The sequence below is a fragment of the Sinorhizobium sp. 7-81 genome (assembly GCF_030124405.1).
Lineage (GTDB): Bacteria > Pseudomonadota > Alphaproteobacteria > Rhizobiales > Rhizobiaceae > Sinorhizobium > Sinorhizobium psoraleae.
Map to the genome: position 1 here is coordinate 664,078 of NZ_JASKLT010000003.1, position 24,049 is coordinate 688,126.

Annotated in this window: 24 protein-coding genes and 1 other annotated feature; of the genes, 9 read left to right on the forward strand and 15 right to left on the reverse strand. The window is 63.6% G+C overall.

Annotation, left to right across the window (positions count from 1 at the left end):
• Positions 1 to 60 precede the first annotated feature (60 nt).
• Positions 61 to 1,359 carry a sorbosone dehydrogenase family protein gene (locus QN224_RS15790; RefSeq protein WP_283977447.1) on the reverse strand — a complete coding sequence of 433 codons (1,299 nt, stop codon included), beginning with the start codon at positions 1,357 to 1,359 and terminating at the stop codon, positions 61 to 63.
• A 204-nt stretch (positions 1,360 to 1,563) separates the two neighbouring features.
• On the opposite strand from QN224_RS15790, the gene QN224_RS15795 reads away from it, so the two are divergent.
• Positions 1,564 to 2,358 (forward strand): class I SAM-dependent methyltransferase, encoded by a 795-nt coding sequence (locus QN224_RS15795; RefSeq protein ID WP_283977448.1) that lies wholly within the window; start codon positions 1,564 to 1,566, stop codon positions 2,356 to 2,358.
• Positions 2,359 to 2,680: 322 nt separating this feature from the next.
• Here the strand turns inward: QN224_RS15795 and QN224_RS15800 are convergent, their stop codons facing one another.
• The 5 genes from QN224_RS15800 to QN224_RS15820 form a co-directional block, all read right to left on the reverse strand.
• A complete protein-coding gene (locus tag QN224_RS15800; protein WP_283977449.1) occupies positions 2,681 to 3,490 on the reverse strand; it encodes a class I SAM-dependent methyltransferase in 810 nt (269 codons plus the stop codon).
• Positions 3,491 to 3,732: 242 nt separating this feature from the next.
• Positions 3,733 to 5,217, reverse strand: a complete 1,485-nt coding sequence (locus QN224_RS15805; RefSeq protein WP_283977450.1) for a SulP family inorganic anion transporter — start codon at positions 5,215 to 5,217, stop codon at positions 3,733 to 3,735.
• Positions 5,218 to 5,336: 119 nt separating this feature from the next.
• Positions 5,337 to 5,392 (reverse strand) — a sequence feature (sul1 is cis-regulatory element that is thought to sense ions involved in sulfur or methionine metabolism; They are found in Alphaproteobacteria).
• Between the two features lie 165 nt (positions 5,393 to 5,557).
• The gene (locus tag QN224_RS15810; protein WP_283977451.1) at positions 5,558 to 6,040 is read right to left on the reverse strand and encodes an SRPBCC family protein; all 483 of its coding nucleotides are present in this window, start codon (positions 6,038 to 6,040) and stop codon (positions 5,558 to 5,560) included.
• A gap of 135 nt (positions 6,041 to 6,175) precedes the next feature.
• Complete coding sequence (locus QN224_RS15815) at positions 6,176 to 6,619, reverse strand: BA14K family protein (protein ID WP_269283003.1); 444 nt, start codon at positions 6,617 to 6,619, stop codon at positions 6,176 to 6,178.
• Positions 6,620 to 7,066: 447 nt separating this feature from the next.
• Positions 7,067 to 7,585 (reverse strand): BA14K family protein, encoded by a 519-nt coding sequence (locus QN224_RS15820; RefSeq protein ID WP_283977452.1) that lies wholly within the window; start codon positions 7,583 to 7,585, stop codon positions 7,067 to 7,069.
• Positions 7,586 to 8,201: 616 nt separating this feature from the next.
• Between QN224_RS15820 and QN224_RS15825 the strand changes: the two genes are divergently transcribed.
• Both QN224_RS15825 and QN224_RS15830 read left to right on the forward strand, forming a co-directional pair.
• On the forward strand, positions 8,202 to 8,756 hold the full coding sequence (locus QN224_RS15825; RefSeq protein WP_283977453.1) for a murein L,D-transpeptidase family protein: 555 nt from the start codon (positions 8,202 to 8,204) through the stop codon (positions 8,754 to 8,756).
• Between the two features lie 171 nt (positions 8,757 to 8,927).
• Entirely contained in the window at positions 8,928 to 9,230 is a 303-nt protein-coding gene (locus QN224_RS15830) for a hypothetical protein (RefSeq protein ID WP_283977454.1), read from the forward strand.
• A gap of 85 nt (positions 9,231 to 9,315) precedes the next feature.
• On the opposite strand, the gene QN224_RS15835 is transcribed toward QN224_RS15830, so the two are convergent.
• From QN224_RS15835 to QN224_RS15870, 8 genes are all read right to left on the reverse strand, one after another.
• Positions 9,316 to 9,693: a VOC family protein gene (locus tag QN224_RS15835; protein WP_283977455.1), complete on the reverse strand. Its 378-nt coding sequence runs from the start codon at positions 9,691 to 9,693 to the stop codon at positions 9,316 to 9,318.
• Between the two features lie 279 nt (positions 9,694 to 9,972).
• Positions 9,973 to 10,776 (reverse strand): class I SAM-dependent methyltransferase, encoded by an 804-nt coding sequence (locus QN224_RS15840; protein WP_283977456.1) that lies wholly within the window; start codon positions 10,774 to 10,776, stop codon positions 9,973 to 9,975.
• 193 nt (positions 10,777 to 10,969) lie between these two features.
• Complete coding sequence (locus tag QN224_RS15845) at positions 10,970 to 11,260, reverse strand: GIY-YIG nuclease family protein (protein WP_283977457.1); 291 nt, start codon at positions 11,258 to 11,260, stop codon at positions 10,970 to 10,972.
• 919 nt (positions 11,261 to 12,179) lie between these two features.
• Entirely contained in the window at positions 12,180 to 12,461 is a 282-nt protein-coding gene (locus QN224_RS15850; protein ID WP_283977458.1) for a hypothetical protein, read from the reverse strand.
• 531 nt (positions 12,462 to 12,992) lie between these two features.
• Complete coding sequence (locus tag QN224_RS15855) at positions 12,993 to 13,610, reverse strand: hypothetical protein (protein ID WP_283977459.1); 618 nt, start codon at positions 13,608 to 13,610, stop codon at positions 12,993 to 12,995.
• A gap of 301 nt (positions 13,611 to 13,911) precedes the next feature.
• Complete coding sequence (locus QN224_RS15860) at positions 13,912 to 14,427, reverse strand: helix-turn-helix domain-containing protein (protein WP_283977460.1); 516 nt, start codon at positions 14,425 to 14,427, stop codon at positions 13,912 to 13,914.
• 848 nt (positions 14,428 to 15,275) lie between these two features.
• Positions 15,276 to 15,767: a hypothetical protein gene (locus QN224_RS15865; protein WP_283977461.1), complete on the reverse strand. Its 492-nt coding sequence runs from the start codon at positions 15,765 to 15,767 to the stop codon at positions 15,276 to 15,278.
• Positions 15,706 to 16,695 carry a hypothetical protein gene (locus QN224_RS15870; protein WP_283977462.1) on the reverse strand — a complete coding sequence of 330 codons (990 nt, stop codon included), beginning with the start codon at positions 16,693 to 16,695 and terminating at the stop codon, positions 15,706 to 15,708. Before QN224_RS15870 ends, QN224_RS15865 begins: the two co-directional genes overlap by 62 nt.
• Positions 16,696 to 17,468: 773 nt before the next feature.
• Between QN224_RS15870 and QN224_RS15875 the strand changes: the two genes are divergently transcribed.
• The 4 genes from QN224_RS15875 to QN224_RS15890 all read left to right on the forward strand — a co-directional run bounded on the left by QN224_RS15875 (position 17,469) and on the right by QN224_RS15890 (position 20,781).
• Positions 17,469 to 18,152 (forward strand): helix-turn-helix transcriptional regulator, encoded by a 684-nt coding sequence (locus QN224_RS15875; RefSeq protein ID WP_283977463.1) that lies wholly within the window; start codon positions 17,469 to 17,471, stop codon positions 18,150 to 18,152.
• A gap of 1,362 nt (positions 18,153 to 19,514) precedes the next feature.
• The gene (locus QN224_RS15880; RefSeq protein WP_283977464.1) at positions 19,515 to 19,829 is read left to right on the forward strand and encodes a hypothetical protein; all 315 of its coding nucleotides are present in this window, start codon (positions 19,515 to 19,517) and stop codon (positions 19,827 to 19,829) included.
• A gap of 290 nt (positions 19,830 to 20,119) precedes the next feature.
• The gene (locus QN224_RS15885; protein WP_283977465.1) at positions 20,120 to 20,401 is read left to right on the forward strand and encodes a hypothetical protein; all 282 of its coding nucleotides are present in this window, start codon (positions 20,120 to 20,122) and stop codon (positions 20,399 to 20,401) included.
• Positions 20,402 to 20,508: 107 nt separating this feature from the next.
• Entirely contained in the window at positions 20,509 to 20,781 is a 273-nt protein-coding gene (locus QN224_RS15890) for a hypothetical protein (protein WP_173513018.1), read from the forward strand.
• 301 nt (positions 20,782 to 21,082) lie between these two features.
• Here the strand turns inward: QN224_RS15890 and QN224_RS15895 are convergent, their stop codons facing one another.
• Positions 21,083 to 21,763: a hypothetical protein gene (locus tag QN224_RS15895; protein WP_283977466.1), complete on the reverse strand. Its 681-nt coding sequence runs from the start codon at positions 21,761 to 21,763 to the stop codon at positions 21,083 to 21,085.
• A 495-nt stretch (positions 21,764 to 22,258) separates the two neighbouring features.
• Between QN224_RS15895 and QN224_RS15900 the strand changes: the two genes are divergently transcribed.
• Together QN224_RS15900 and QN224_RS15905 are read left to right on the forward strand one after the other, a co-directional pair.
• Entirely contained in the window at positions 22,259 to 23,257 is a 999-nt protein-coding gene (locus tag QN224_RS15900; RefSeq protein WP_283977467.1) for an HWE histidine kinase domain-containing protein, read from the forward strand.
• 15 nt (positions 23,258 to 23,272) lie between these two features.
• Positions 23,273 to 23,629: a response regulator gene (locus QN224_RS15905; RefSeq protein ID WP_283977468.1), complete on the forward strand. Its 357-nt coding sequence runs from the start codon at positions 23,273 to 23,275 to the stop codon at positions 23,627 to 23,629.
• Positions 23,630 to 24,049 lie beyond the last annotated feature (420 nt).

The following is a 24,049-nucleotide window of genomic DNA, read 5'->3' on the forward strand; positions in this document are numbered from 1 at the left end:
AATGCCATGACCGCAACGCCATGGCCCCTGCGGTGCGCGGCGCCCGTTGCGCGTTCAGCCTCACTCGCCCGTCACGCGCCAGATCACATCGCCGACATCGTCCGCCACCAACAGGGAGCCGTCCGGGCCGATGGTAACCCCAACCGGCCGTCCATAGGACGCCCGTTCGTCAGGCGAAAGGAAACCGGTCAGAATGTCGCGCGGAGGCCCGGCTGGACGTCCGTTCACGAACGGCACGAAGACAACCTTGTAGCCGCGCAGCGTGCTGCGGTTCCAGGAGCCATGCTGCCCGATGACCATACCGTCCGGGAAGCCGGGCAGAGTGCCTGCGGGAAGCCAGCAAAGGCCGAGCGATGCAGTGTGCCCGCCCAAGGCATAGTCCGGCGTCAGAGCGGTTGCGACCATCGCCGGGTCCTGCGGCACCCGGTCGTCCACGATCTGCCCCCAGTAGCAATAGGGCCATCCATAGAAGCCGCCGTCGCGCACCGATGTCAGATAGTCGGGCGGCGTTTCGTCGCCCAGGCCGTCGCGCTCATTGACCACCGTCCAGAGCGCATCCGTCGTTGGCTCCCACGCCATGCCCACCGGGTTGCGCAGGCCGGAGGCAAATATGCGGCACTCACTACTCTCGAGGTCAAGCTCGTGAATGGCGGCCCGGCCTTCCTCTGCCGCCATGCCGCGCTCGCCTATGTTGCTGAGCGAACCGACGCCGATGAAAAGCTTTCGTCCATCGCGGCTCGCAAGCAGGCTCCGCGTCCAATGCCCGCCGGGCTTGAAGTCCGTCAGCTTTCGCCCCGTCGCGCCGATACGCGTGTCGCCCGTTGCATACGGGAATGCAACCACCCCGTCCGTGTTGCCGACGTACAACGTATCGCCCAGCAACGCCATGCCGAACGGCTGATTGAGTCCCTCGAGAAATGCCGTACGTGTCTCGGCCACGCCGTCGCCATCCGCATCCCGCAACAGCGTGATGCGGTTCGGGCTTGCGCCCACTGCGGCAGCGCGCTTCATTGTGCTGAACATGGCGTAGTCGAAGGCGGATTTGATGCCCCCCGGCTCGCTCAGTGCCTCGGCGACCAGTACGTCGCCATTCGGCAACACGTGAATCCAACGGGGATGTTTGAGCCCGGCTGCAAATGCGTTCACCTTGAGCCCGGCCGCCGCAGTCGGCACTTGCTCCGCTGTCCATCCCTTGGCTGTGGGCATCTTCAGGGTCGGAATGCCCTGCGGCTTGGCTCTCGGGATTTTCGGTGCGCTGCCATAGGCCGGTTCCAGAGAATCACCGTCCTGGTGCCGCAAACGGATTGCTACGGCGCCGATCAGTGCGACCAGTCGACCGAAAATATCTGATAGGCCCATGTGTCCTCCTAATCCTGATGCGCACGCTACCCGAAGCGCCTGCGGGTGGGTATCCTCAAACTGCATTGTTTCTGTGGACACTTCGCCGGATTGGGCGCGCGCTACCTCCGCCTGGGACGTAACCCTGTGGCGCTTTGAATTTCCGCATGGCTTTGCCCATGAATCGATTCCGATTTAAGGAATCATGCAGCAGGAGGTTGCGCAATGACGGATGGGTCTCACGCCGAAGTGGCCGCGCGCTGGAACGCGAATGCCGATCAGTGGACGCGCGATGTCCGGGGTGGCTACGACGTTTACCGCGACCTCTTCACCTTCCCTGCATTTCAGGAATTCCTGCCGCCGCTCGATGGCCTTGACGTCATCGATTTCGGCTGTGGCGAGGGCACGAACACGCGGCGGCTCGCACGGATGGGTGCCCGGCTGACCGGCATCGACATTTCCGAACGGCTGATCGATCACGCCCGCCGGGAGGAAGAGGCCGACCCGCTGGGGATCGGCTACAGGGTGTCGTCCTACAGCGCCGACACAGGGTTTCCCGATGCCTCCTTCGATGCCGTCCTTTCCACCATGGCGTTGATGGACGGGCCTGATTTCGAAGGTGCGATGAAGGAGGCCCATCGGCTGCTGCGCCCCGGCGGCTTCATCGCCTTCAGCGTTCTTCATCCCTGCTTCATCACGCCGGGGCTGCATTGGGAGAAGGATCGCGAGGGAGGCACGGTGGCGCTCTGCGTCTCGAACTATTTCGATCGGACCAGCTTCACCGAGCACTGGCGCTTTGGAGACCGCCCGAAGGACGAGGAGGTCGTGCCGTTCGCCGTGCCGCGCTTTCCCCGAACGATCGGCGATTACCTCAATGCGATCGCCGCGGCCGGGTTCCGGATCAGGCGAATTGAAGAGCCGCAGCCATCGCCCGAGGCCTGCGACGCCGTTCCCCGGTTCGCCCGCTGGCGAGACCTCGCCGCCTTCCTGCTGCTGGTGATGGCGGAGCGTCCGGCCTAAGCAATTCCAGCTTCCGTCCGGAATTGCGGAGAGCTCCCGTTCCCGTACCGGCCGACAGTGCTCTCTCCCGGCCCTCATCCCTGTGCTCGTCACAGGGATCCAGCCACGGCGCGTCGGCGCCGTGAATGACTTGCATTCAGCGCCTGGACGTAAGCAGACACCGGAAGCGGGACCGTGAAATCCAGCGGAGTCTTTCGCGCCCAAGGACTTGGCCGCTGCTGGATTCCTGTGACGAGCACAGGAATGAGGGGGCACTGCGCCGCCCCGCCCTCGCCTTTATCAGGCACGGCGAACCGATCGAGCAGATGCGCGCTCCCCAGGCTCAGGGTGCCACGATTCCCTTCACGGCCCAGGCGACCGCCATGTAGGATCGCGGGCCATCGACGTCACCGTCGAGGTAAGCGGAACGGACCGCATCGCGCAGTCTCATGCGTGCCTTGTCATCGAGTGTCGCGACGTATTCGGCACCCGGCCCATCCTTGCCGAGGTATGGCGCCCAGTAGTCGTCGAAGGAAGAGTACTCCATGCGTATCGCAAGCTCTGCCGTCTCGACCTCGGCAAGGCCGGCCTGACGCCAGGCCGATTCCAGTTCGCCCGGCCGGGTCATCGGGCGCGTGCAGGCGCGCGCCCGAAGCAATCCAGCGGTGGGATCAAGCGTAGCCGCGGTATCGAGGAACATGCGACCGGCGACGAAGCCGCCGCGCGCGTCCCATACGGTGGCCGCGACCGTCGCTCCCGGCCGCGCGACGCGGCGCATCTCCGCGACGGCCCGATGCGGCTCGGAAACGAAGTGCAGCATCAGGAGCGACAGGACCCGGTCGAATGCCGCGTCGGGGAAAGGCAGAGCGCATGCGTCGCCGACGCGGAAGGAGACGCGCGGATCCGAATTGCTGCGGCTCGCGTGCTCGATGTAGGCGGGCGCGTAGTCTATTCCGCAGATCGCTTCGAGGTCGGGCCGCTCGGACAATAGAAACGTCAGGCTGCCGGTGCCGCAGCCGACGTCCAGCACGCGTTCACCGCTCGAGGCCCCGGCAAATGCCAGAAACGGTACAGCAAGCCGGCGGCTCCAACGCCCCATCTGCAGTTCATAACCCTCACCAGTGCTGGCGTTGAACGTCGATGCACCCGTCATGGCACTCTCCAGATGGCCTCTCCAGATGGGCCGAACGGGGACCTTACCACACCGCCAGGTACGCAGGCCATTGGAGCCCTCCGCCGGACGCTTGCGGCGCCACGGCGATCGGAGAAGGTGCGTTTCCAGGCAGGAAACTGCCCGAAGAAAGAAAAACGCACGGCAGGACCCCACCTGCCAGCCATCGCCGGTTTCCAGCCGGAAGAGCCGCGACTGCCATGTGGGTTCCGTTGCCGGCCCGCTCAATGCGCCGTCAGTGCCCCGCCCTCACCCTTGTCATGCACGGCGAACCGGTCGAGCATATGCGCGCTCGCCTCGTTCAGCCCGATAACCTCGACGGCGACATTATGGCGGCGGTATTTGAGCACGACCTTGTCGAGCGCGCCGACGGCGGTGATGTCCCAGAGATGCGCCTCGCTGACATCGATGATGGCCTTCTCGAGCGGCTCGGCGAAGTCGAAGGCAGCGATGAAGGCCTCGGTCGAAGCGAAGAAGATCTCGCCGTCGACATGATAGGTGCGCACCTTCCCGCTCTCGTCGACCGTCGAGCGCACATGGAAGAGGCGCGCGACCTTGCCGGCAAAGAACACGCCGGAGAGCAGCACGCCGACGAGCACCCCCTTGGCCAGATCGTGCGTGCCGACCGTGGTGACGACCGTCGCCAGCATGACGACGGAGGACGGCAGCGGATTGCGGCCGAGATCGACGATCGAGCGCCAGGAGAAGGTGCCGATCGACACCATGATCATGACGGCGACGAGGGCGGCCATCGGGATGATCCGCACGAGATCGTCGAGAACGAGGATGAGGAAGAGGAGAAAGGCGCCGGCGACGAACGTCGAGAGCCGCCCTCGCCCGCCGGAACTGACATTGATGACCGACTGGCCGATCATGGCGCAGCCGCCCATCCCGCCGATGAGGCCGGAAGCGATGTTGCTCGCGCCCTGACCGATGCATTCCTGGCTCTTGTTGCTCGTCGTGTCCGTCATGTCGTCGACGATCTGGGCGGTCAGCAGGGATTCAAGCAGCCCCACCGCGGCCAGCGCCACCGAATAGGGGAAGATGATCTGCAGCGTCTCGAGCGTGAACGGCACGTGAGGCAGGGCAAGGATCGGCAGGCTCGAGGGCAATTCGCCAAGGTCGCCGACGGTGCGGATATCCATGCCGGTCCAGTAGGCGATGCCGGTCAGAACGGCGATCGCGACCAGAGGCGAAGGAACGGCCTTTGTGACATAGGGGAAGAGATAGATGATCGCCAATCCCGCCGCGATCATCACATAAGTCGCCTGCGGCACGCCGATGAGTTCCGGAAGCTGCGCCATGAAGATCAGGATGGCAAGCGCGTTGACGAAGCCGGTGATGACCGAGCGCGAGACAAAGCGCATGACCCGGCCGAGCTTCAGGAAGCCGGCTGCGATCTGGATGAGGCCCATCAGCAGCGTTGCGGCGAAGAGGTATTCGAGACCGTGCTCCTTGACGAGCGTGACCATCAGCACGGCGGTGGCGGCGGTCGCCGCCGAAATCATGCCCGGACGGCCGCCGGCGAAGGCGGAAACACAGGCAATGGCGAAGGAGGCAAACAGCCCCACCTTCGGATCGACGCCGGCAATGACCGAGAAGCCGATCGCCTCCGGTATCAGGGCAAGCGCCACGACGATGCCCGAAAGGACGTCGGCGCGGATGCTGGAGAACCATTCGCGTTTGTAGCTGGCAATTGTCAATGTCATGATTTTTCTTCGCAAAAGTACTGCGCTACGGCGCCATGCGTCTTTTCGGACGCACAAAGGCCGCTGTAACACGCTGGATCGCTGCAGGCGGGAGGTCCTGCTTGGATTTGATGCTGTTGCGTTGTCTGGCGGATCGGCGGCCAGAAGAGCCACCCGGAGTTTCACCGGGTCCGTGGTGAGTGGTGCCCTTATATGAAAATGAGCCGTCAAGGACAACCGCTATTGTGCGCTGCCGCATCAGCTTGATCCGGGCAACATTGAAGCGGCGGCGCTACCGGGTCAGGCCCGGCCCTGCCGCGGCGACCGTCATGTGCGGCCTCCCGTTATCCTGGGGTCCGGTTCAGAGCGTCCGGGCGAGAGCTTCGAGCTGGCCGGTCGTCTGTCGCCAGCCTTCATAAAAGCCCATCTCCTCATGCTGTTTGCGCGCCTCCTCAGTCCAGTGCAGGGCGCGCACGACATGGCGGGTCTTGCCGCCTTCGTCGGACATCTCGACGATCGTGGTCATGAAGGGAACGACCGCCGGTTGGGCGGAGGGGATCCAGCCCGGGGCAAAGGCGTTGGTGAACACCAGCCGACGCTCCGGAGCCGCTTCCAGGAACACGCCGACGCCGTCCGACTCCTCGCCGTTCGGGCCGCGCATGACGATGTGAGACGTGCCGCCGGGGCGGGGCTCGAGGATCTTCACCTCGGTCGTCCAGGACTGCGGCGCGAACCATTGCTCCAAGAGCCTGGGCTCCGTCCAGCAGCGCCACACTTTCGCGCGCGGCGCATCCAGGAGGCCCTCCAGTCGGAGCTCGTATCCTTCAGCCTTTTCGCTGGTCATCGGATTTTCTCCTCGTCCAGCTACCGCTTGAATCGCAGTCGATTTAGACGCGTCGGTCGCAAGCGGTCGAGGCGCCCTTCCCTCACGGCCTCGCCCGATTCCGGCGGCAACACACTCAGGCGCCCCTACCCCGCCTCAATTATACGGTGAGTCACAGCTCCGCCGCGGCCCGTCGAAGGGCTGGAACGTGTTGTCGGTCGACCGGTACGAGATGTAGCGCTGGCGGCACCAGCGAGCATGCGCGGTGGCGTCGTAGCGGAGCCGCTGGCGCACGCGGCCCCGGTCGAGCGCGGCGGGCGGCGGGCCGCCGACGATGGCGCCCGGGCCGATGCCGATGTCGTAGCGCTGGCCGCGAAAGCGCCCGCCATAGCTCGGATAGCGCCTGTTGAGGAAGTCGCGGTATTCCCGGTCGATGAAGAGCTCGTGGCGGGAGGGACCCGCGGGGTTGTTCCGGTAGGTCTTTCCGTAATCGCCCCTGAGCGGCGGGCATATGCCGATGCACGTCGTCTGGGCCGCGACCGGCGGCACGCTGGAGGCGGCGGTTATAAGCGCAAGCGCGATGGTGGCTGCAATCTTCAACGGGCTTCACCTTTTCCCTTTTCTCAAGAGGGAACGATTTTCATGGAGGAAATGATCCAACGCGCCACCTTATACCATCTGCCGGCGAAAGGACGCACGATTCGGAAAAGCGCCCGCTCGCCCTATGGCGCCGCGCGTCCGGTGCCAAGGGACTCGCTCAGGCGCAGACGCGCCGAGTAACGGGAATGAGGTGTGCGGTAAAAACCGCCCACGGGCGATGACCATTTACCGTCCGCCGCGTCGCCGGTTTTTTTGCCCGGCCGCAGCCGCTAACGCCCTCTTCCTGCGCTCATCACGGGAATCCGGCAGCGCCGCAAGTCGGCGGCGCTTGAAGGCACCTTCCGGCTCGATGACGCGGGCGTCAAAAGTTTCGGACCGTCGCGACCGAGACCTTCGCGCGCCCGGAAGGGCGCACGGCGCTTGAGATCGCCTCACGCAGGCTCGCCGTCAATAGTAGGGCGAGACGCAGGGCTGGCGCGGGCCGTAATAGGGCTGGAACGTGTTGTCGTAAGCCCTGTAGGACCGGTAGCGCGCAAAGCACCAGCGCGTGTGCGCATTGCCGCCATAGGCCGGGCGGTAATAACGCGGCGCACCATAGTAGCGCGGGCGATAGGCCGGGTAGCCCGAGCCATAGTAGCCAGGATCGTAGTAGCTTGGGCCGTAATACCTCGGCTGCGCCAACAGGCCGCCGAGGATCGCGCCGGCCGCTAACCCGCCGAGCGCCCAGCCCAATTCGTCATCGTCATCGTCGTAATGGCGTCGATGCCCGTAATAGCCGCCGCGATAACCACCACGGTAGCCACCACGATAGCCGCCGCGATAGCCGCCACGGTAGCGCCTGTACTGGACCGGCTCTGCCTCCTGAACATCGATCTTCGGCACGACAATGGTAGGAAACGCCATGGCGGGCGGGACGCTGGTCAGCGCCGTCGCCAGCGACAAGGCAATGATTGCTAGCCTCTTCATTGGCTTCACCTTTTCCTCTACGGCGCCCGCCGTCGGACATGACGCGCAAAGGACGCCGCAGCACCTTGAACCTGCCGCATAATTCTGTCCCGAAATCCTGTTCCGGTTCAAGCAATTATGCAGCAACAGGAAATCATTCCTGTCAATAATGGCCGAATCGCGGTGGAGCGTCGCCCGGCGCGGAAAAATCGCGATTTTGTCGCTCGCAAAACGCGCCGATCACACGCACCGATCGAAACGGCCGCCATGTAGTAGAACAACGCGAAACCGGCACGTAGGTTGCATAGCGATGCGTGCAGCGCCGTGCATGCTTTCAGACGCACAAAATCGCTGTAGCACTTTGAACTGCTGCATGTTTTTATCCTTTAGGCAAACATGGTCGGCGCGGGGTGGAACGGAAAACCGCTTCACACTTTTCCTCACCCCGCTTTTTTGGCGCGGGGTGGGACGGAAAACCGCTTCACACTTTTCCTCACCCCGCTTTTTTTGGCGCGGGGTGGAACGAAAAACCGCTTCACACTTTTCCTCACCCCGCTTTTTTTGGCGCGGGGTGGGACGAAAAACCGCTTCACACTTTTCCTCACCCCGCTTTTTAGTTCTCGATAACGGACGTTCGATGACGGTCTTACGGATATTGAAGCAAACGCTTTTGGCGGCGATATTCCTCATCGCCGGCGCCGGCGTTTACACGCTTTCGGCGGGAAACCACGGCTCCGGCACCCCGCCCGAAATGGCGGCGCCCGAGCTCCAGGCCAAGGAAGTGCTCGTCGACAAGTCCGAGCGCACCCTGCGGCTGCTGCGCGACGGCACGACGCTTGGCGAATACAGTGTGTCGCTCGGCGGCAATCCGTTGGGCCACAAGGAGCGCCAGGGCGACCGGCGGACGCCGGAGGGCGACTACCTGATCGACTGGCGCAACCCGAAATCGCGCTACCACCTGAGCCTCCACATCTCCTACCCCGACGCAGCCGACAAGACCCGCGCCGCCTCCGCCGGCGAAGACCCCGGCGGCGACATCATGATCCACGGCCTGCCGAATGGCTGGGGCTTCATCGGCCGGCTCCACCTCTTCCTCGACTGGACCGACGGCTGCATCGCCGTCACCGACGAGGAAATGCGCGAAATCTGGTCGCGGGTGCCGGACGGCACGCCGATCCGGATTGCGGGATAACGGAACCGAGAATTTGCCGGAATCCGTATCCGGTACCCCCCGGAGTCCTCACGACCGTCGGAACGGTCTGACCGATAAGGCGTTATTCTTCCGACCGCAGCATCGAAGCGGCCTTTGCATGTCCGATGGGGCGTGCCGCGGCCGGATGCCGAACGGAACAGGAGCAATGCCATGAGAGTATCCCTGAGAACATCATCCGCTGCATTCGTCCTCTCCGCCGCCCTTTTCGGCGCGGCCGGGCCGGCCCTTGCCGACATGTACTATGTAGATCGCGCGCCGACAGGCAGCGTCTATGTCGAGCCGGCACCCCCGGGAGTGATCTATGTCGATCCGGCGCCGACCGGCAGCATCTACGTCGAGCGGATACCGCCGGCCAACCTCGGCGCAGCCCGCGATCGCTATACCAACGAATACCAGGGTAGCCACCAGGGCGATTACTACCTGGGAGTCACGCCCCCGCCGACAGCCCCCTGAGCGGCTGACCGGGCGTAGTTAGAGCAATTCCGGGAAAGGTTTTTCGTCCGGAAACCTTGTCACAAGGCGCTCCGTCCGTGTCGCGTCACCGTGGGAACACGCGCCACGGAGGATCGATGCGATTCCGTCCGGCAAAGTAAAGGACCACTCGGTTTCCGCCGGGGTCGAATAGCTCGGCCTCTCGCCAGAGCCAGCTCTTATCCTCGGGCTCGCTTGCGAACTGGAGGCCGACGTCGCGAAGAGCGCGGACCGTTGCGTCCAGATTCTCGCACTCGAAATACACGGTTGTTCCGCGGCCACCACCTTCGCCCTGAACCAGGGAAAAGGTGCTCTCTCCGTCCGGGCAAACAAAACGTGCATACCGGGGACGCGCGTCAACCACAGGCTTGAGGCCCAGCGTGGAATAGAAACGCCATCCCGCGTCCAAGTCCGGCATCGTAACTGTCACCTGGTTCAGGCGCACAATCAGAGACCCTCCAATGAGCTCTCCATCCATTAACTGATTTCCGATGGTCCGCAACGGGCGCTGAGGCTCCCATTCCACAATCAGCAGCGCTACGTCGGCGGCGCGAGACACAACTGACTGGATGGGCCAATCGATTCCGAGGCCACTCACAGGTCGGCCACAGCCTTGGGCGCTGCGCCTGTCACGCCGTTCGGGGAGCAGGTCATCGAGCCGCAGCCAAAGGTTTTACTGCATGTGTGCAGTTCAAAGACCTACAGCGACCCTTGCGCGCCCTGATCAGACGCGCGGCGCTGTAGCGACGCATTCGCATCGACAACGCAGGTAGACCGCATCCGGATCGCTGCCCCACCTGTCCCAGGCCGAGAGCGCCGTCTCGATCTCCTGGCGGTCGGCGAGACCCCGTTGAACAAGGCCTTCGGCGAGGCTTTCGAGGCTCCTTTTCGCGTCCTCAACGGTTTCCCGCCGGGTCGGCGCATCGGCGCTGTGATTGACATGACTTGCGCCGCTCCAGACCGGCACGAAACCATGAGATCGCAGCACAGCCCCCTGGCGCCGCCCGAAATAAACGGCGTCGTTCGATGAGTGCTCGTACCAGCGCTGCCACAGGTCCAGCGAAAGCAGGATGCCTGGCGTCTCCGGGTATATGACATTGCCGCCGGCATCGGCATCGCGCGTGGCGATCAGCCCGCCCGGCTTCAGCACCCGCAATGCTTCCGCGAGCGTTTGCCGGAGTTTCGCGGCATCGAGGTGATAGAGCACCGCGTGGAAGAAGACCGCGTCAAAACTGCCGTCCTCGAATGGCAGCGAAGTCATGTCGCCTGCCACAAAGCCCAGATTGGCATGGCCGGCTGTCGCGACCATCTGATTGGCGGCGGCAATGGCTTTCGGCTCCAGGTCAAGGCCGGTAACAGTCCGCACGACATCGGCGAAGCCGGCCGTAATCGTGCCCGGCCCGCAACCGACGTCGAGCAGGTCCATATCGCGCGTCAGAAACGGCACGAAAAACGCGATGGAATCGCCCCCGCGTTTTCTTTGAAAGTCGATAATGGCGGAGTTGTATCGCATTACTTGTGTGACCATGGGCGCGCGCCCGGAGATGTCGTTTCCACAAAGCGCGCAGAATCAAAGCAGCAGCGCTGAAACCGGAATATCGGGGTTTCGTGACAGGCGATCGACGGATAGCCAGAGACGTCATTCAGCCCGGCGCCGCACCGGCGGCGCGGAAGACTCCGCTTGATCAATGGCGTGAATAGCCGCGGCGTATCGCGTGGCCTCACAGGCCGTGCAAATAGTGCGAGATGTCCTGCCATTCCGGATTCATGGCCTCGATGAGGTTCAGCTTCCACTGCCGTGGCCATTTCTTCATGGTCTTTTCCCGCGTGATCGCAGCCGTCAAAAGGTCGAATTCCTCGAACCAGACCAGGGTCTTGACGCCGTATTTCGATGTGAAACCGGGTGTGAGCTCGTGTTGGTGCTCAAGGAGACGGCGGGCCAGGTCGCGGGTGACGCCTGTGTAAAGCGTGCCGTTTCGTTTCGACGCGAGGATGTAGACATAGCCTTTCATGTCTCTCACCTTGATTGAAGAATTCGGCATGAGCAAGCAGGAGTTGCTTGCGGCGCGCGGGCGGCTGGTACGCGTTGCAGTTTTGGCGGGCGTGATCCGCGCTGGCTCATTGTTGGAGCGAGTCCCGCACGCGCCGCCGACGCGGCGCGGCTGGATTCCTGTGACGAGCACAGGAATGAGGTGCGGATGGTCAGCCGCAGGCGGCCAACAGCGACCTCCGAACACTCCCCGCCTTCATTTTTCCTCCGCCATGACCACACACTCCCGCATCCGCATGACGCGCACAGGAATGAGCCAACCGCGGCCATGGCCGAGCAAGATCGAGCCAGCCGCGGCGGTTGATGCTGTTGGGCGGCCAACCCAGAACTCCCTCATCCCTGTGCTGGTCACAGGGATCCAGCCACGGCGCGTCGGCGCCGTGATTGACGTCGGATATGCCGACAAGGCAAGGGGCTCTGGACGACGGCCGGCTGAAGGGCGACGCGACGCCGCGGCCGTTCGCGCCATTGATCAAGCGGGAGTCTCCCGCGCCGCTGGCGCGGGGGCCGGGCTGAATGATCTCGCTGGCGAGCGCGGTTCGCGCGCGCCAAACTGCAACGCGTACCAGCGCCCGCCCGCCGCAAGCAACTCCTGCTTGGTCCTGCCGAATTCTTCGATCAAGCTGAGAGACATGAAAGGCTATGTCTACATCCTCGCATCGAGAGATGCGGATGGTCAGCCGCAGGCGGCCAACAGCGACCTCCGAACACTCCCCCTCTTCATTTTTCCTCTGCCATGACAACACACTCCCGCATCCGCATGATGCGCACAGGAATGAGCCAACCGCGGCCATGGCCGAACAAGATCGAGCCGCCGAGGAATGTTCGGCGGTTGATGCTGGTTGGGCGGCCACCCCAGAACTCCCTCATCCCTGTGCTCGTCAGGGATCCAGCCACGGCGCGTCGGCGCCGTGATTGACGTCGGATATGCCGACAAGGCAAGGGGCTCTGGACGACGGTCGGCTGAAGGGTGACGCGACGCCGCGGCCGTTCGCGCCATTGATCAAGGGGGAGTCTCCCGCGCCGCCGGCGCGGGGGCCGGGCTGGATGATCTCGCTGGCCAGCGCGGTTCGCGCGCCAAACTGCAACGCGTACCAGCGCCCGCGCGCCGCAAGCAACTCCTGCTTGCTCATGCCGAATTCTTCAATCAAGCCGAGAAACATGAAAGGCTATGTCTACATCCTCGCGTCGAGAGGTGCGGATGGTCAGCCGCAGACGGCCAACAGCCCTCCGAGCACTCCCCGCCTTCATTTTTCCTCTGCCATGACAACGCACTCCCGCATCCGCATGACGCGCACAGGAATGAGCCAACCGCGGCCATGGCCGAGCAAGATCGAGCCAGCCGAGGAATGTTCGGCGGTTGATGCTGGTTGGGCGGCCAACCCAGAACTCCCTCATCCCTGTGCTCGTCACAGGGATCCAGCCACGGCGCGTCGGCGCCGTGATTGACGTCGGATATGCCTAAAACGGAAGGCAAGGGGCTTGGACAACCGGCGGGCTGAAGGGCGACGCGATACGCGTGTGGCGATCCGACGCCGCCACGGCTGTCGAAACAGAGCCTCCCGCACCGCCGATGTGGGCCGCTCGTCCCTGTGACGAGCACAGGGACGAGAGCATCTGTATTGCTGGCCGGATCAGCTCTGGACGTGATGAGTGGAACTCCCGCGCCGCGATCATCAGGGAATATATTCCTATCACTGCTCAAATGAAGCACCGCCCTCCCCATATTCGCGCAAGCCCTTGTCGAAGATGAGCGCGTTCAGCCCGCGCCTCAGCCACGCGAGTTGCGGCTCCGGCATCAGCCGCAGGCCCTCGTAGTCCATGACGCAGGCGTTGAAGACCGTCGTTTTCACCTGCCGGCCCTCCTCGCAGCCGGCAAGCACGCCTTCGAGCCGCATCATCCGGTCGGCCGCCTTCAGCGCCATCCGGGCGCGTTCCTCGCTCGTCTCGCCCGGATGCCCCGCCACGCGGTCGAGCGCCTGGGCGCGCACGCTCGGGTAAGGGATGCCGTTCAGGTGATAGTAGCGCGCCATCGCCGCGGCATAGTCGTCGCCGGCCTCGCGCTGTTCGGCGGTGATGCGGCCATCGAGGAACAGGCGGCCGAGTGTGTAGCCGGCGAAGGCGCTCGTCGTGACGAGCCCATGCATGCGCTTGCGCGCGGCAAGCGCCACCGCCATTGCCTCCTTCTCGCTCTCCTGCCTCGACCATTCCGGCCGGATCTTGCCGCAGGCGAAGCGCTCGGCATTGGCCTTGCGCGGGCGTCCAAGCTGCGCCTTGCGCTTTGCACGCAGTTTCTGGGCTTTGCTCGTCATTTTCGGGGTCCTTTCAAGCGGGGTAGGAAAAGTGTGAAGCGGTTTTCCGTCCACCCCGCGTCACCAAAGAGCGGGGTAGGAAAAGTGTGAAGCGGTTTTCCGTCCCACCCCGCGCCAGCGAAGAAGCGGGGGGAGGAAACGTGTGAAGCGGTTTTCCGTCTCGCCTCGCGCCGGCGGAAATCCGGCTAAGGGTGAGACAATTTTGCGGCTGTCCGTCCGATCGAAGGGACATGATCCATTTCTCCGGAACATCGCACAAGCCATTGAAATAATTGCGCCAATCTCCGGTACCACGCCCGCCTCAAGCATCGGCGGACCGCCGCTGCACCACGCCGAGTACGGTCGTGTGGTTGCGGCGGAAGATGCGGCCGATCAGCGGCAGCGAGAGATCCTTGCGCGCCTCGTAGACCGCGCGCATGCAGGCGTGCCGGGGCTCGACCAGCCGGCGCTCGCGGCGCACGCTGATGATGTCCTCCCAGGTCACCCCCGGAAAACCTTCAAGCACCGCGGCGACGATCTCCTCGACCGGCGGCCGGCGGTCGCCGCCCTCGGCCTCCTCGACCCGCCCCGTGAGCAGCGCCTGCGCCTGGGCGACGAGCCGTGCCCCGGCATCCGCAAGCTCCGTCTCGAGCGCCGCGATCCGCCGCGCCTTGGCCGCGTTATCGGTCGCAAGCGCCGCCAGCCGCCTTTCGAGCTCCGCCGCCGCGGCGGCCGAGACGACCGCGTTCGCCGGCCGCATCAGCCGCTCGCGCACGGCGCCGTAGTGCCGCTGCTGCCGCGCCAGCTGCGACTGTGTCCCTTCCGAATGGTTCGTCATTGCTTACTCCTGTTTCCCCTGCCGGCGCGATTCCGGCCTCGTTTCGTGCTTCCGTGCCCCCTGAAGGGCCCAATTATTTCGCCGGCTAATATTTTCAGCTCTGGCTGAACTTTATCGCTAGGCCCCTATCCGCTCTCATTCCCGTACTTGCCCTGTACGCCCAACCCCAGGTCTCCCTCATTCCTGTGCCTGTCACAGGAATCCAGCCACGGCGCGTCTGCGCCGTGAATGACTCCGTCTGGCCGCAACATCGACGCTGCGAAAGCGGCGCCACCGATCCACTCCACGCAAGATTCTCCCGCGCCCAAGGACTTGGGCGCGCTGGATTCCTGTGACGAGCACAGGAATGAGGGGGCGACGGCTGAGCAAAGTCGAGCCAACCGAGGAGTGTTCGGCGGTTGATGCTCTCCGTGCAGCCATCTCCGGCACTCCGTCATCCCTGTGCCCGTCTTGTGCGACCACCCCCGGGGCATTCCGTCATCGCCTGCGCCTGTCTTGTGCGGCCAACATTCCAGAACTCCCTCATTCCTGTGCTCGTCACAGGAATCCAGCCACGGCGCGTCTGCGCCGTGAATGACTCCGTCTGGCCGCAACATCGACGCCGCGAAAGCGGCGCCACCTCCCGCCGCGCGCAAGGTTCTCCCGCGCCCAAGGACTTGGGCGCGCTGGATTCCTGTGACGAGCACAGGAATGAGGGAGGGTTGGGCGGCGGCTGAGCAAGGTCGAGCCAACCGAGGAGTGTTCGGCGGTTAATGCTCTCCGTGCAGCCAACCGGGTTTCCGTCATCCCTGTGTTCGCCACAGACATGCAGTTCCAAGTGTGAGCGGCGGCAGCCGCGCGCACCCCCATCATTGGCCTTGCCCGGCCGAAGGCGGCGTGGCCTCGGCCGGCTCGCCCCGCGCCTCGGCCCGGAAGCGGGCGTGAATCGCCCGCACCCTCGCCTTGCTTTCCGGCGAGGGCGGCGGCTTCGAGAGCGCCCGCAGGGTTTCCGCCGTCGCCCGCGCCCGGGCCATATCCTCCCGGACGCCGCGCGCCTCCTGCCGGGCAAGGGCCGCAAGCTCCGCCGGCACCGGCATGAAGCCGGGCCTGACCGCTGCATATTCGCCGCGCTTCAGCTTCACGATCGCCGCCATGAGGCCGCAGGCTGGCACGTTCGAAAGCGCGAGCACGTATTCGCGCAGGAAGTCGGCGGGCGCGATGCTGGCGGGGGCCACCATGCCGCCGCGTTTCAGGGCGTCGAGGCACTCGGCCACGCCCTCCGGCGGCGCCGGCCGCAGCCTATCGGCGAGCCTGCCAATCTCCTCGCTCAAGCTCGAAAGTCGTGCCGGTAAAGTCGTCATCGCCTGCCGTTCCCCATTCCCCTGATCGCCCGGATGCGCCTGTCCGTCCCGATGCCCCTGCTCGTCCCGATGTCCGTCCAAGCGCCCTGTCCAGTTCGCGCTGCACCTCGTCCTGGTGCGCCCTGAAATCGCCTTTCGGTCTGAGCCCGCTTCGGGGCGGCGCCCGTCCGCCGAAGGGCCTTGGCCGACCGGCATTGCGGATCCAGTTGCGCCAGGTCGCCGGCCAGTCGAGCTTGGTCGCCTCGCGCCCCGCCTTGGCGTTCCAGTAGTCGCGGAACTTTTCGAACTCGGCTTCCGCCTCCGCCCGGCCAAAACCTTCGCCGGCCGCAAAAGCCCAATCGGGGACAAACCCCTCCGGCAGCCGCGTCGCCCGCCGCTTTCCCTCGCCCCGTTTGCCCTCGGCCCGTTGGCCCTCGCCCCGCTTTCCCTCGCCCCGCCTCGCCTCCGAACGTCCGGCTTGCCCATCCCCGCCTTGCCCATGCCCCGCCGCCGGATGTTCGCCTTCCCGAGGTCCGGCCGGGAGGATCCCGGCGGCTTCGCCCGGTACGTCAGGGCACCGAGAACCAGCCGGCATCGAACCGGCAGGAACCGCGCCAGCGGAAATTGGGTTTCGGGTTGGGTTAATTTCTTTAGGGGGTGCGGGGGATCTTTCTTTATCGGGAAGGGGCGCGTCACGGCCGGTCACGTGGCTGTCACCCGCCGTCCCGTGACATGTCGCGCTCTCGCCTTCCGCTGCGTCAACTGCCATCGCCTCGTGCGCCACCCTCTGCCGGCGGCGCTGCTGGCGGGCGCGGTCGGAGGCCCGGCGCCGCTCGAGCGCTTCGAGCGAATGCCCCTCCGCGGCCGAGACCGCCGAAAGGATCATTTCGGGCGTCGCCCCCGCCGTCACCAGCGCCTCCACGATCGCCGAGATCCGCATCCCGCTCATCCGCATTCTCCGTTCCACCTTTCACCAGCGCCGCATCTTCCGGGACGCGCGGGACCCCGCGCCGCGACGCCGAATTCGCTGCGCCTACCCATCCATGTTCACGAATTCCCGCCGGGCCGCGCCGTCCGCCGGAACCTCCCTCGCACGCGTCCGGCCGAGACCGCGCGGCACATCCCGGGCGCCCCATCCAGGGCGGATGCGAAGCCCTGTCGGTTGAAACCAGCCGACAGGGCTTCGCGCTGATCGCCGGGGAGGAGAGCGGCGATCAGTTCCCGCGGGGTGCAGGAAAAGTGCGAAGCGGTTTTCCGTCCGCACCCCGCATCCCATGGGAACCCCAGGTGCAGGGAAAGCGTCCGCACCTCGCACCCAAGGAAACCCCGGGGGCGCAGGAAAAGCTTCCGCACCCCGCATCCCAGAGGAACCCCGGGGCAGGAACGTGCGACCCGGTTTCCGCCTGCACCTGCAGCCCAAAGGCCGGGAGGAATAGGCGCGAAACGATTTTCTGCTAACCCCCGCCCAGTCCCCCCTTGGGACATTCCTGGGGCATCCTTGGCGCGGATGCCCACGAGACTGATCTAGGGCGCGGCCAACGCCTTGAAAGGCGTGAAGCGGACGAAGGTCAGTAAAATCTTACGCCGGCCCTTCATCGACCGCCCTCCTCCCGGTTGCGTTTCACCTCGTCAGGAATGACATTACTCATGTTGTCATGTCAACATGATTTGTGTTATTCGTGTCGATATGTTCCCAAGTCATGAGCAACAAAGCTGCGAGCCATGAGCGACAAAGCTGAAAGATTGCGCGAGGCGCGCCTGAAGGCAGGTTATCGGTTTGCCTCCGACGCCGCGAACGCGCTTGGCGTCATCGCCTCGACCTATCGCGCCCACGAAAACGGCCAGAACGACTTCGAACTCGCCGAGGCCAAGATCTACGGCCGCCGCTTCAATGTCGATCCGGTCTGGCTGCTGGACGGCGACCGGCGGGCGGGCAACGGTGCTCCGCCCGCGGGGCCCGTGGGGGTCGCCGAGCCGAACGGTACGCTTCTCACCCCGGTCGTCGGCAAGGGCAAAAAGATCCCCGTCTTCGGCCAGGCCGTAGGCGGAGTGGACGGTGAATTCATAATGAATGGCAATGTGTTGTACGAAGTCATGGCACCGCCGATCCTCTCGGACATTTCCGGCGCCTATGCGGTCTCGGTTTCCGGCGATTCCATGTCTCCGCGCTATGAGGACGGCGAGGTCTGCTTCGTCGACCCCAGCCGCCGGGTGAAGCGCGGCGACTATGTGATCGCCCAGATCCGGCTCGAAGAAAACGGCGCGCTGCTCGCCTACGTCAAGAAGTTCGTCCGCCACAACAGCGCCGAACTGGTGCTCGAGCAGTTCAACCCGCCGAAGGAACTCCGCTTCGACGCCAACACCGTCCACAGCGTCCACTACATCGCACTCGCCGGGAATGCGTAAGGCGGACGGGTGGCCCTCGCCGCCGCAGCAGCGGGCGCGCCTCCGTACCTGCTCAATCACGGCGCCGACGCGCCGTGGCTGGATTCCTGTGACAAGCACAGGAATGAGGGAATTTGGGCTAGACCCGAGTGAAAATCACAACGCAGACCCTGCGGCTCATGCACGGGATGCAACAAACAGCATCGAACCCGCTGGTGAGAATGCGGCAAACAAAATCTCCCCCACATTCCTGTGCTCGTCACAGGAATCCAGCGCGCCCAAGTCCTTGGGCGCGAGAGATCAGTCCACGCGGTTCCCATCTCTTCGGCTGAAACATGAGTTATTCACGGCGCGGACGCGCCGTGGCTGGATTCCTGTGACAAGCACAGGAATGAGGGAGTTTGGGCTAGGCCCGAGTGAAAATCACAACGCAGGCCCTGCGGCTCGTGCACCGGATGCAACAAACAGCATCGAACCCGCTGGGTGAGAATGCGGCAAACAAAAACTCCCCTCATTCCTGTGCTCGTCACAGGAATCCAGTGCGCCCAGGTCCTTGGGCGCGAGAGACTCAGTCCACGCGGTTCCCATTTCTTCGGCTGAAACATGAGTTATCCACGGCGCCAACGCGCCGTGGCTGGATTCCTGTGACAAGCACAGGAATGAGGGAGTTCCGGGTTGGCCAACGAGCATCAACGGCCGAGCCTCCCCGACTGCCTTGAACAGCTTTTCAAATTTCCTCATTCCCTCTGCACGTCCCTTCACCCATCCCCGGACCAAGGTGCGCGTGATTGACGGCGGGTGATGAGAGACCAACTGCCGAGCCTTCGGCGCGAAACTGCTTCAACCGCAGCCAAAAACTCCCCTCATTCCTGTGCTCGTCACAGGAATCCAGCGCGCCCAAGTCCTTGGGCGCGAGAGATCAGTCCACGCGGTTCCCATTTCTTCGGCTGAAACATGAGTTATTCACGGCGCCGACGCGCCGTGGCTGGATTCCTGTGACAAGCACAGGAATGAGGGAGTTTGGGCTAGGCCCGAGTGAAAATCACAACGCAGGCCCTGCGGCTCATGCACCGGATGCAACAAACAGCATCGAACCCGCTGGGTGAGAATGCGGCAAACAGAAACTCCCCCTCGCGCCCAAGTCCTTGGGCGCGAGAGACTCAGTCCCGCCGAAAACCGATGGATGCCCAACCCATCTTTGCCCCCGCGAGACGCCACCGCCCTCGATTCCCCCTCAAACACAAACCATGTCGGCAACACCAAAAACAACACGATACGTGTTGACACCATTCGTGTCGCGCGCGATGTTGCATTCAACACGAACGACACGATCGATGCCCGGCACCCCCGGCCATCGGACACCGGGAGACCGAGCGCGGCCATATGTCCATCCTGACGATCAGATCCCACCTGCACGGCCACATCGACGAACTCTTTTCCGCCGATCTCCGCCGGTCGAGCGATGCCGAGAACCAGCAGGCGCTGAAGACTTTTCTGACGTGCGTCTATTCCAGCCTCGCTTCGCTCGCCTGGCACCTCGGCGCGGACGGCAATGTCTTTCAGCGCGAGGCCCTGCCCGCCTCCGAGCTTACCGAGGACGCCTTCTACGAGCTCAACCGCGAGCGCGAATTTTCCGGCGGCGGCACGGGCATGAACCAGCGCCTGGTCGGAACCCACAATCACCGCCAGCAGTTTTAGACTTTTAGATTGCGCAATTCCGGACGGAAAACCGCTTCACACTTTTCCTGGAATTGCTCTCAACCCACGCAATTCCGGACGGAAAACCGCTTCACACCTTTCCTGGAATTGCTCTCAACCTACGCAATTCCGGACGGAAAACCGCTTCACACCTTTCCTGGAATTGCTCTCAACCTACGCAATTTCGGACGGAAAACCGCTTCACACTTCTCCTGGAATTGCTCTCAACCTACGCAATTCCGGACGGAAAACCGCTTCACACTTTTCCTGGAATTGCCTTGGAGCTCCCAATGCGCGCCGAAACCTATGCCGTCGTCAATCTCGCCGCCTTGAACCTCATCGAGGCGATGAGCGCCGCCTATTACGCGACCGAAGCCGAGGCTGCCGCCAGGCATGCCTTTCGCGTGAGGGAAATGCTGAAGAAGATCGCCGCCGCGCTCGAACAGGAGCCCGGCCATGGGAACGTCGAGGCCAGGCAGCCGGTCGGCACCGCGCCTCCATCAGCGACGAAGACAGCCCCTGCCCTGAAACTCGTGTCGGACCGCGCCGGCGAATCCTCTTGGCGTTCCTGAGCCGCGCCAGCGCGTTGCCAAGGGTTCATCTGGCGTTCAGGTTCGATCCATGAAACTAAGCAACGAAATATGCGTTGATCTGGATAAATGCCGAAGGAGCCCGAGCCATGAAGTTTTTGACCATCGCAGCCGCAGCCGGCGTGGCACTGACTGTATGCGCCGGGAACGCGTTCGCCGATCCCTGGAAGGACGAAAGCGGCCATGGGCGCTGGCGTGGGGGCGGCTATTACGATGGACCCCGCTATGAACGCCGGGCCTACAAGGAAGAATATCGTCGCGGCCGGTGCAAGATCGAGCGGAAATGGGACGACGACGAGTACAAGGAAGAGATCAAGTGCAAGCGCGGCGCTCGCCCGATCTACGGATATTACCGCTACTGATGCATGTCGCCCGAAAGTGTGCAGCGGTATCGGGACAACGAGATGCATGAAGCGCGTCGCGTGACTCCAATTGAATGCGACGCCCTTTAATGCAGGCCGCCACGGCATGATTCCTCAACTCGGCATCGATCTAAGAAATCTTGCGGCAATTCAAAGTGCTACAGCGATCTTCGCGCGTCCGATTGGAAGCGCGGCGCCGTCGCGCCGCCACGAGCCTGTAGCGGGCGCCCTTCTGCTGTCGTGCACTGTGCGTCCGACAGGACACTCACCCACACGCCGTCGGACTGGTTCATTTGACAAGCTACCTCGCCGCCGCTTCGCCAACGATCCGCACTCGTGCGAACCGAAACTTGACCTTCACCTTTGCCGCCAGTATGGCCTCATGGAGCCGCCCGCTCATGAAAAGCAATCTTTGAAGTTTGCGCTCGTGCCATAGGTCTGCGCCTTCGAAAGCGGCCGCGGTCAGCGCAATATCGCCGCCCTCGAGATCATACGTTGCCCACAGTTCGTAGCCGTCCCGCTCCACCGTCCGGCGGGGAAATAACTTGCTGCGGGTTTCGCTCGGCACGAAGCTGTCTTTCACCGCGCCAAAATTGAGCAGGTAGAAGGGACCCGGAAGCCGGGTCTTCTTGTCGGCCTCATAGATGGGAAATTCGAGCAGTCCTCCCTTGCCGAGGTCGAACTCTTTCAACACGTCGGCAAGCCTCCCCTTCACCGCATAGAAGGGACCGGCACAGAACAGATCGCCCACCCGCTTCCAGTTGTTTTCGGCAAATACATACATTGCCTCGGGAAAATCGGTCCGTTCAAGCGCTTCACCCGCGCTGTGACGCCGATGCGCTTGAACAACGTGGTTCGGCTCAACGCCAAGCTGAAAAGTTGGAGGTGCCCAATCCTCGCCATAGAACTTTTCGCGGATGCCTTGCCTGTTGCCGATCGAGTAATCGCTCATCACGCTGCTGACCCAGACGGTATCCGCCATGCCGCACACCCCATTCCGTGCCGCCAAAAAAGGAAAGAAGATCGACAGAGCGGCACAAGCACATCCGTGACAGTATGGTCGGCAACCTACACTCGAAAATTGAAGGAAGAGTTAGGCGAGCAACCCGTTGTTCCTAAATTTCCGGCATTATGGAGCAAGTGCCACAAGGTTGAACCCGACACCGGACGAGCGTCCTATCTTAGTGAGGTATTCGATCAGGCTACGGCGGAGGAACGTCCTTTAGCCTCTCACCCAGCCAATCTTCAGGACACGCAACGCTGCCACTAGCGCGATCAAGGTCAGCGGCATTCCCGGAAGGGCTGGAATTTCTATTCTAATTCAGATGCGTAAGCCGCTTTTGGTGGTCTTTGCTACCTAATGCCGCAATTCTGCCCATGGGGCCCCATTCTGTCGCCCTGCCCGGCAACAACGCCCTTTGCATGCCTCTGACGGCATGTTGTAATATCCCGAGGAAGTTCAACGTGCGGGGTGGTGATGACGCTGGAAGACCTCTATCGCCTGTTGCGCAATGGCCATGTGCAGGCGCAAGGCATAGTCGACACGGTACCTGATCCTTTGCTTGTCCTGGACCAGAACCTGTGCGTCCAGAGCGCCAGCCGTGCCTTCTTCACAACCTTCCAGGTCAGCCGCGCTGAGACGATCGGGCAGCACATCTATGAACTCGGCAACGGGCAGTGGGATATCCCCGAGCTGCGCCGCCTGCTCGAAGAGGTCATTCCGAAGAGCACGGCGGTTGTGGACTATGAGGTCGAGCAAGACTTTCCGAGCATCGGCCCGAGGACGATGCTCGTCAGTGCGCACCGGCTGTTCCATCCCGACAACAACAGCCGCACCTTGCTGCTCTCGATCGTGGATGCCACGGAGCGACGCCAGCGCGAGGCCGAGAAGGATGTGCTCCTGGGTGAACTCCGGCATCGGATGAAGAACCTGCTCGCGCTGGTTCAGGCGATCGCACGCCAGACCACCGCCGCGGGTCGCTCTGGTGAGGCATATCGCGACGCATTCATGGGCCGGTTCAATGCGCTCGTGCAGGCCCATGATGCGGCTTACGCGCAAGAGGGCGAGGCTGACCTTCAGCAGGTGCTTCGGCAAACGCTTGAGCCCTATTCGGAAGGTCCCACGGGCGTTCTCGTCGAATCGGGGCCGGCGGTACCGCTCGGGTCGAAGCAAATCATGTCGATGAGCCTGATCCTGCACGAACTCGCGACCAATGCGATTAAATATGGCGCCCTTTCGACATCCGCGGGACAGGTTCGCGTCCGCTGGACGGTCGAGGAGGCCAGCGCCCCAAGTGTGCGGCTGGTCTGGCAGGAGACCGGCGGCCCCCCGGTTGCACCGCCGGCCTCTACGGGATTCGGCATGCAGCTCATCGACTTCGCCGTGAGCCGCGAATTGGGTGGACGGGTGGAACTGAACTACGCACCAGCGGGTTTGGTGGTCGAGATCGTCGCCCCGTTAGGATCGGTCTCATGAATCGAGACTGGTCTCATGCGCAAGACCGTACTTATCGTGGAGGACGAGTTCCTCATCGCGATGGATCTCAAGCTGCTGCTCGAGCGAGGCGGCTGGTGCGTGCTCGGGCCGGCGGCGACGGTAGCGGAAGCGCTCCAATTGCTGGATGACGAATTGCCCGCCGTGGCACTCCTCGACGTAACACTCAAGGATGGCGGGGTGAGACCGGTGGCGGAGGCGCTGCACGCGCAGAATGTCCCCTTCGTCGTGGCAAGCGCATATGCCGAGCCGGAGCTCATCGGCGGCGACATCCTCGCCGGGGCGCCCAATGTCGGCAAGCCGACCGAGGAGAGTCGCTTGCTCAGAGTTCTCGAACAAGTGGTCGGATCCTGAGTTGCATCTCCGCCATGCAACACCCCCAAGGTCATTCACGGCGCCGACACGCCGTGGCTGGCTTCCTGTGACGAGCACAGGAATGAGGGAGGGTGTTGTCGTGGCGCGGCAAAAGTAGCGGGAGTATTCGGGCGGCTGCTTGTGGCCATTGGCGGTCAACCCACGCCCCCTCATTCCTGTGCTCGTCACAGGAATCCAGAGCGTCGCGTCGGCGGCGCGGGAGAATCCGCCGTGAAATGGGGGAGGTGTTGTCGTGGCGCGGCAAAAATAGCACGGAGTATTCGGGCGGCTGCTTGTGGCCATTGGCGTTCAACCCACGCTCCCCTCATTCCTGTGCTTGTCACAGGAATCCAGCAGCGTCGCGTCGGCGGCGCGGGAGAATCCGCCGTATCGACGATGCCAGCGGTCTCGCATCGCCCG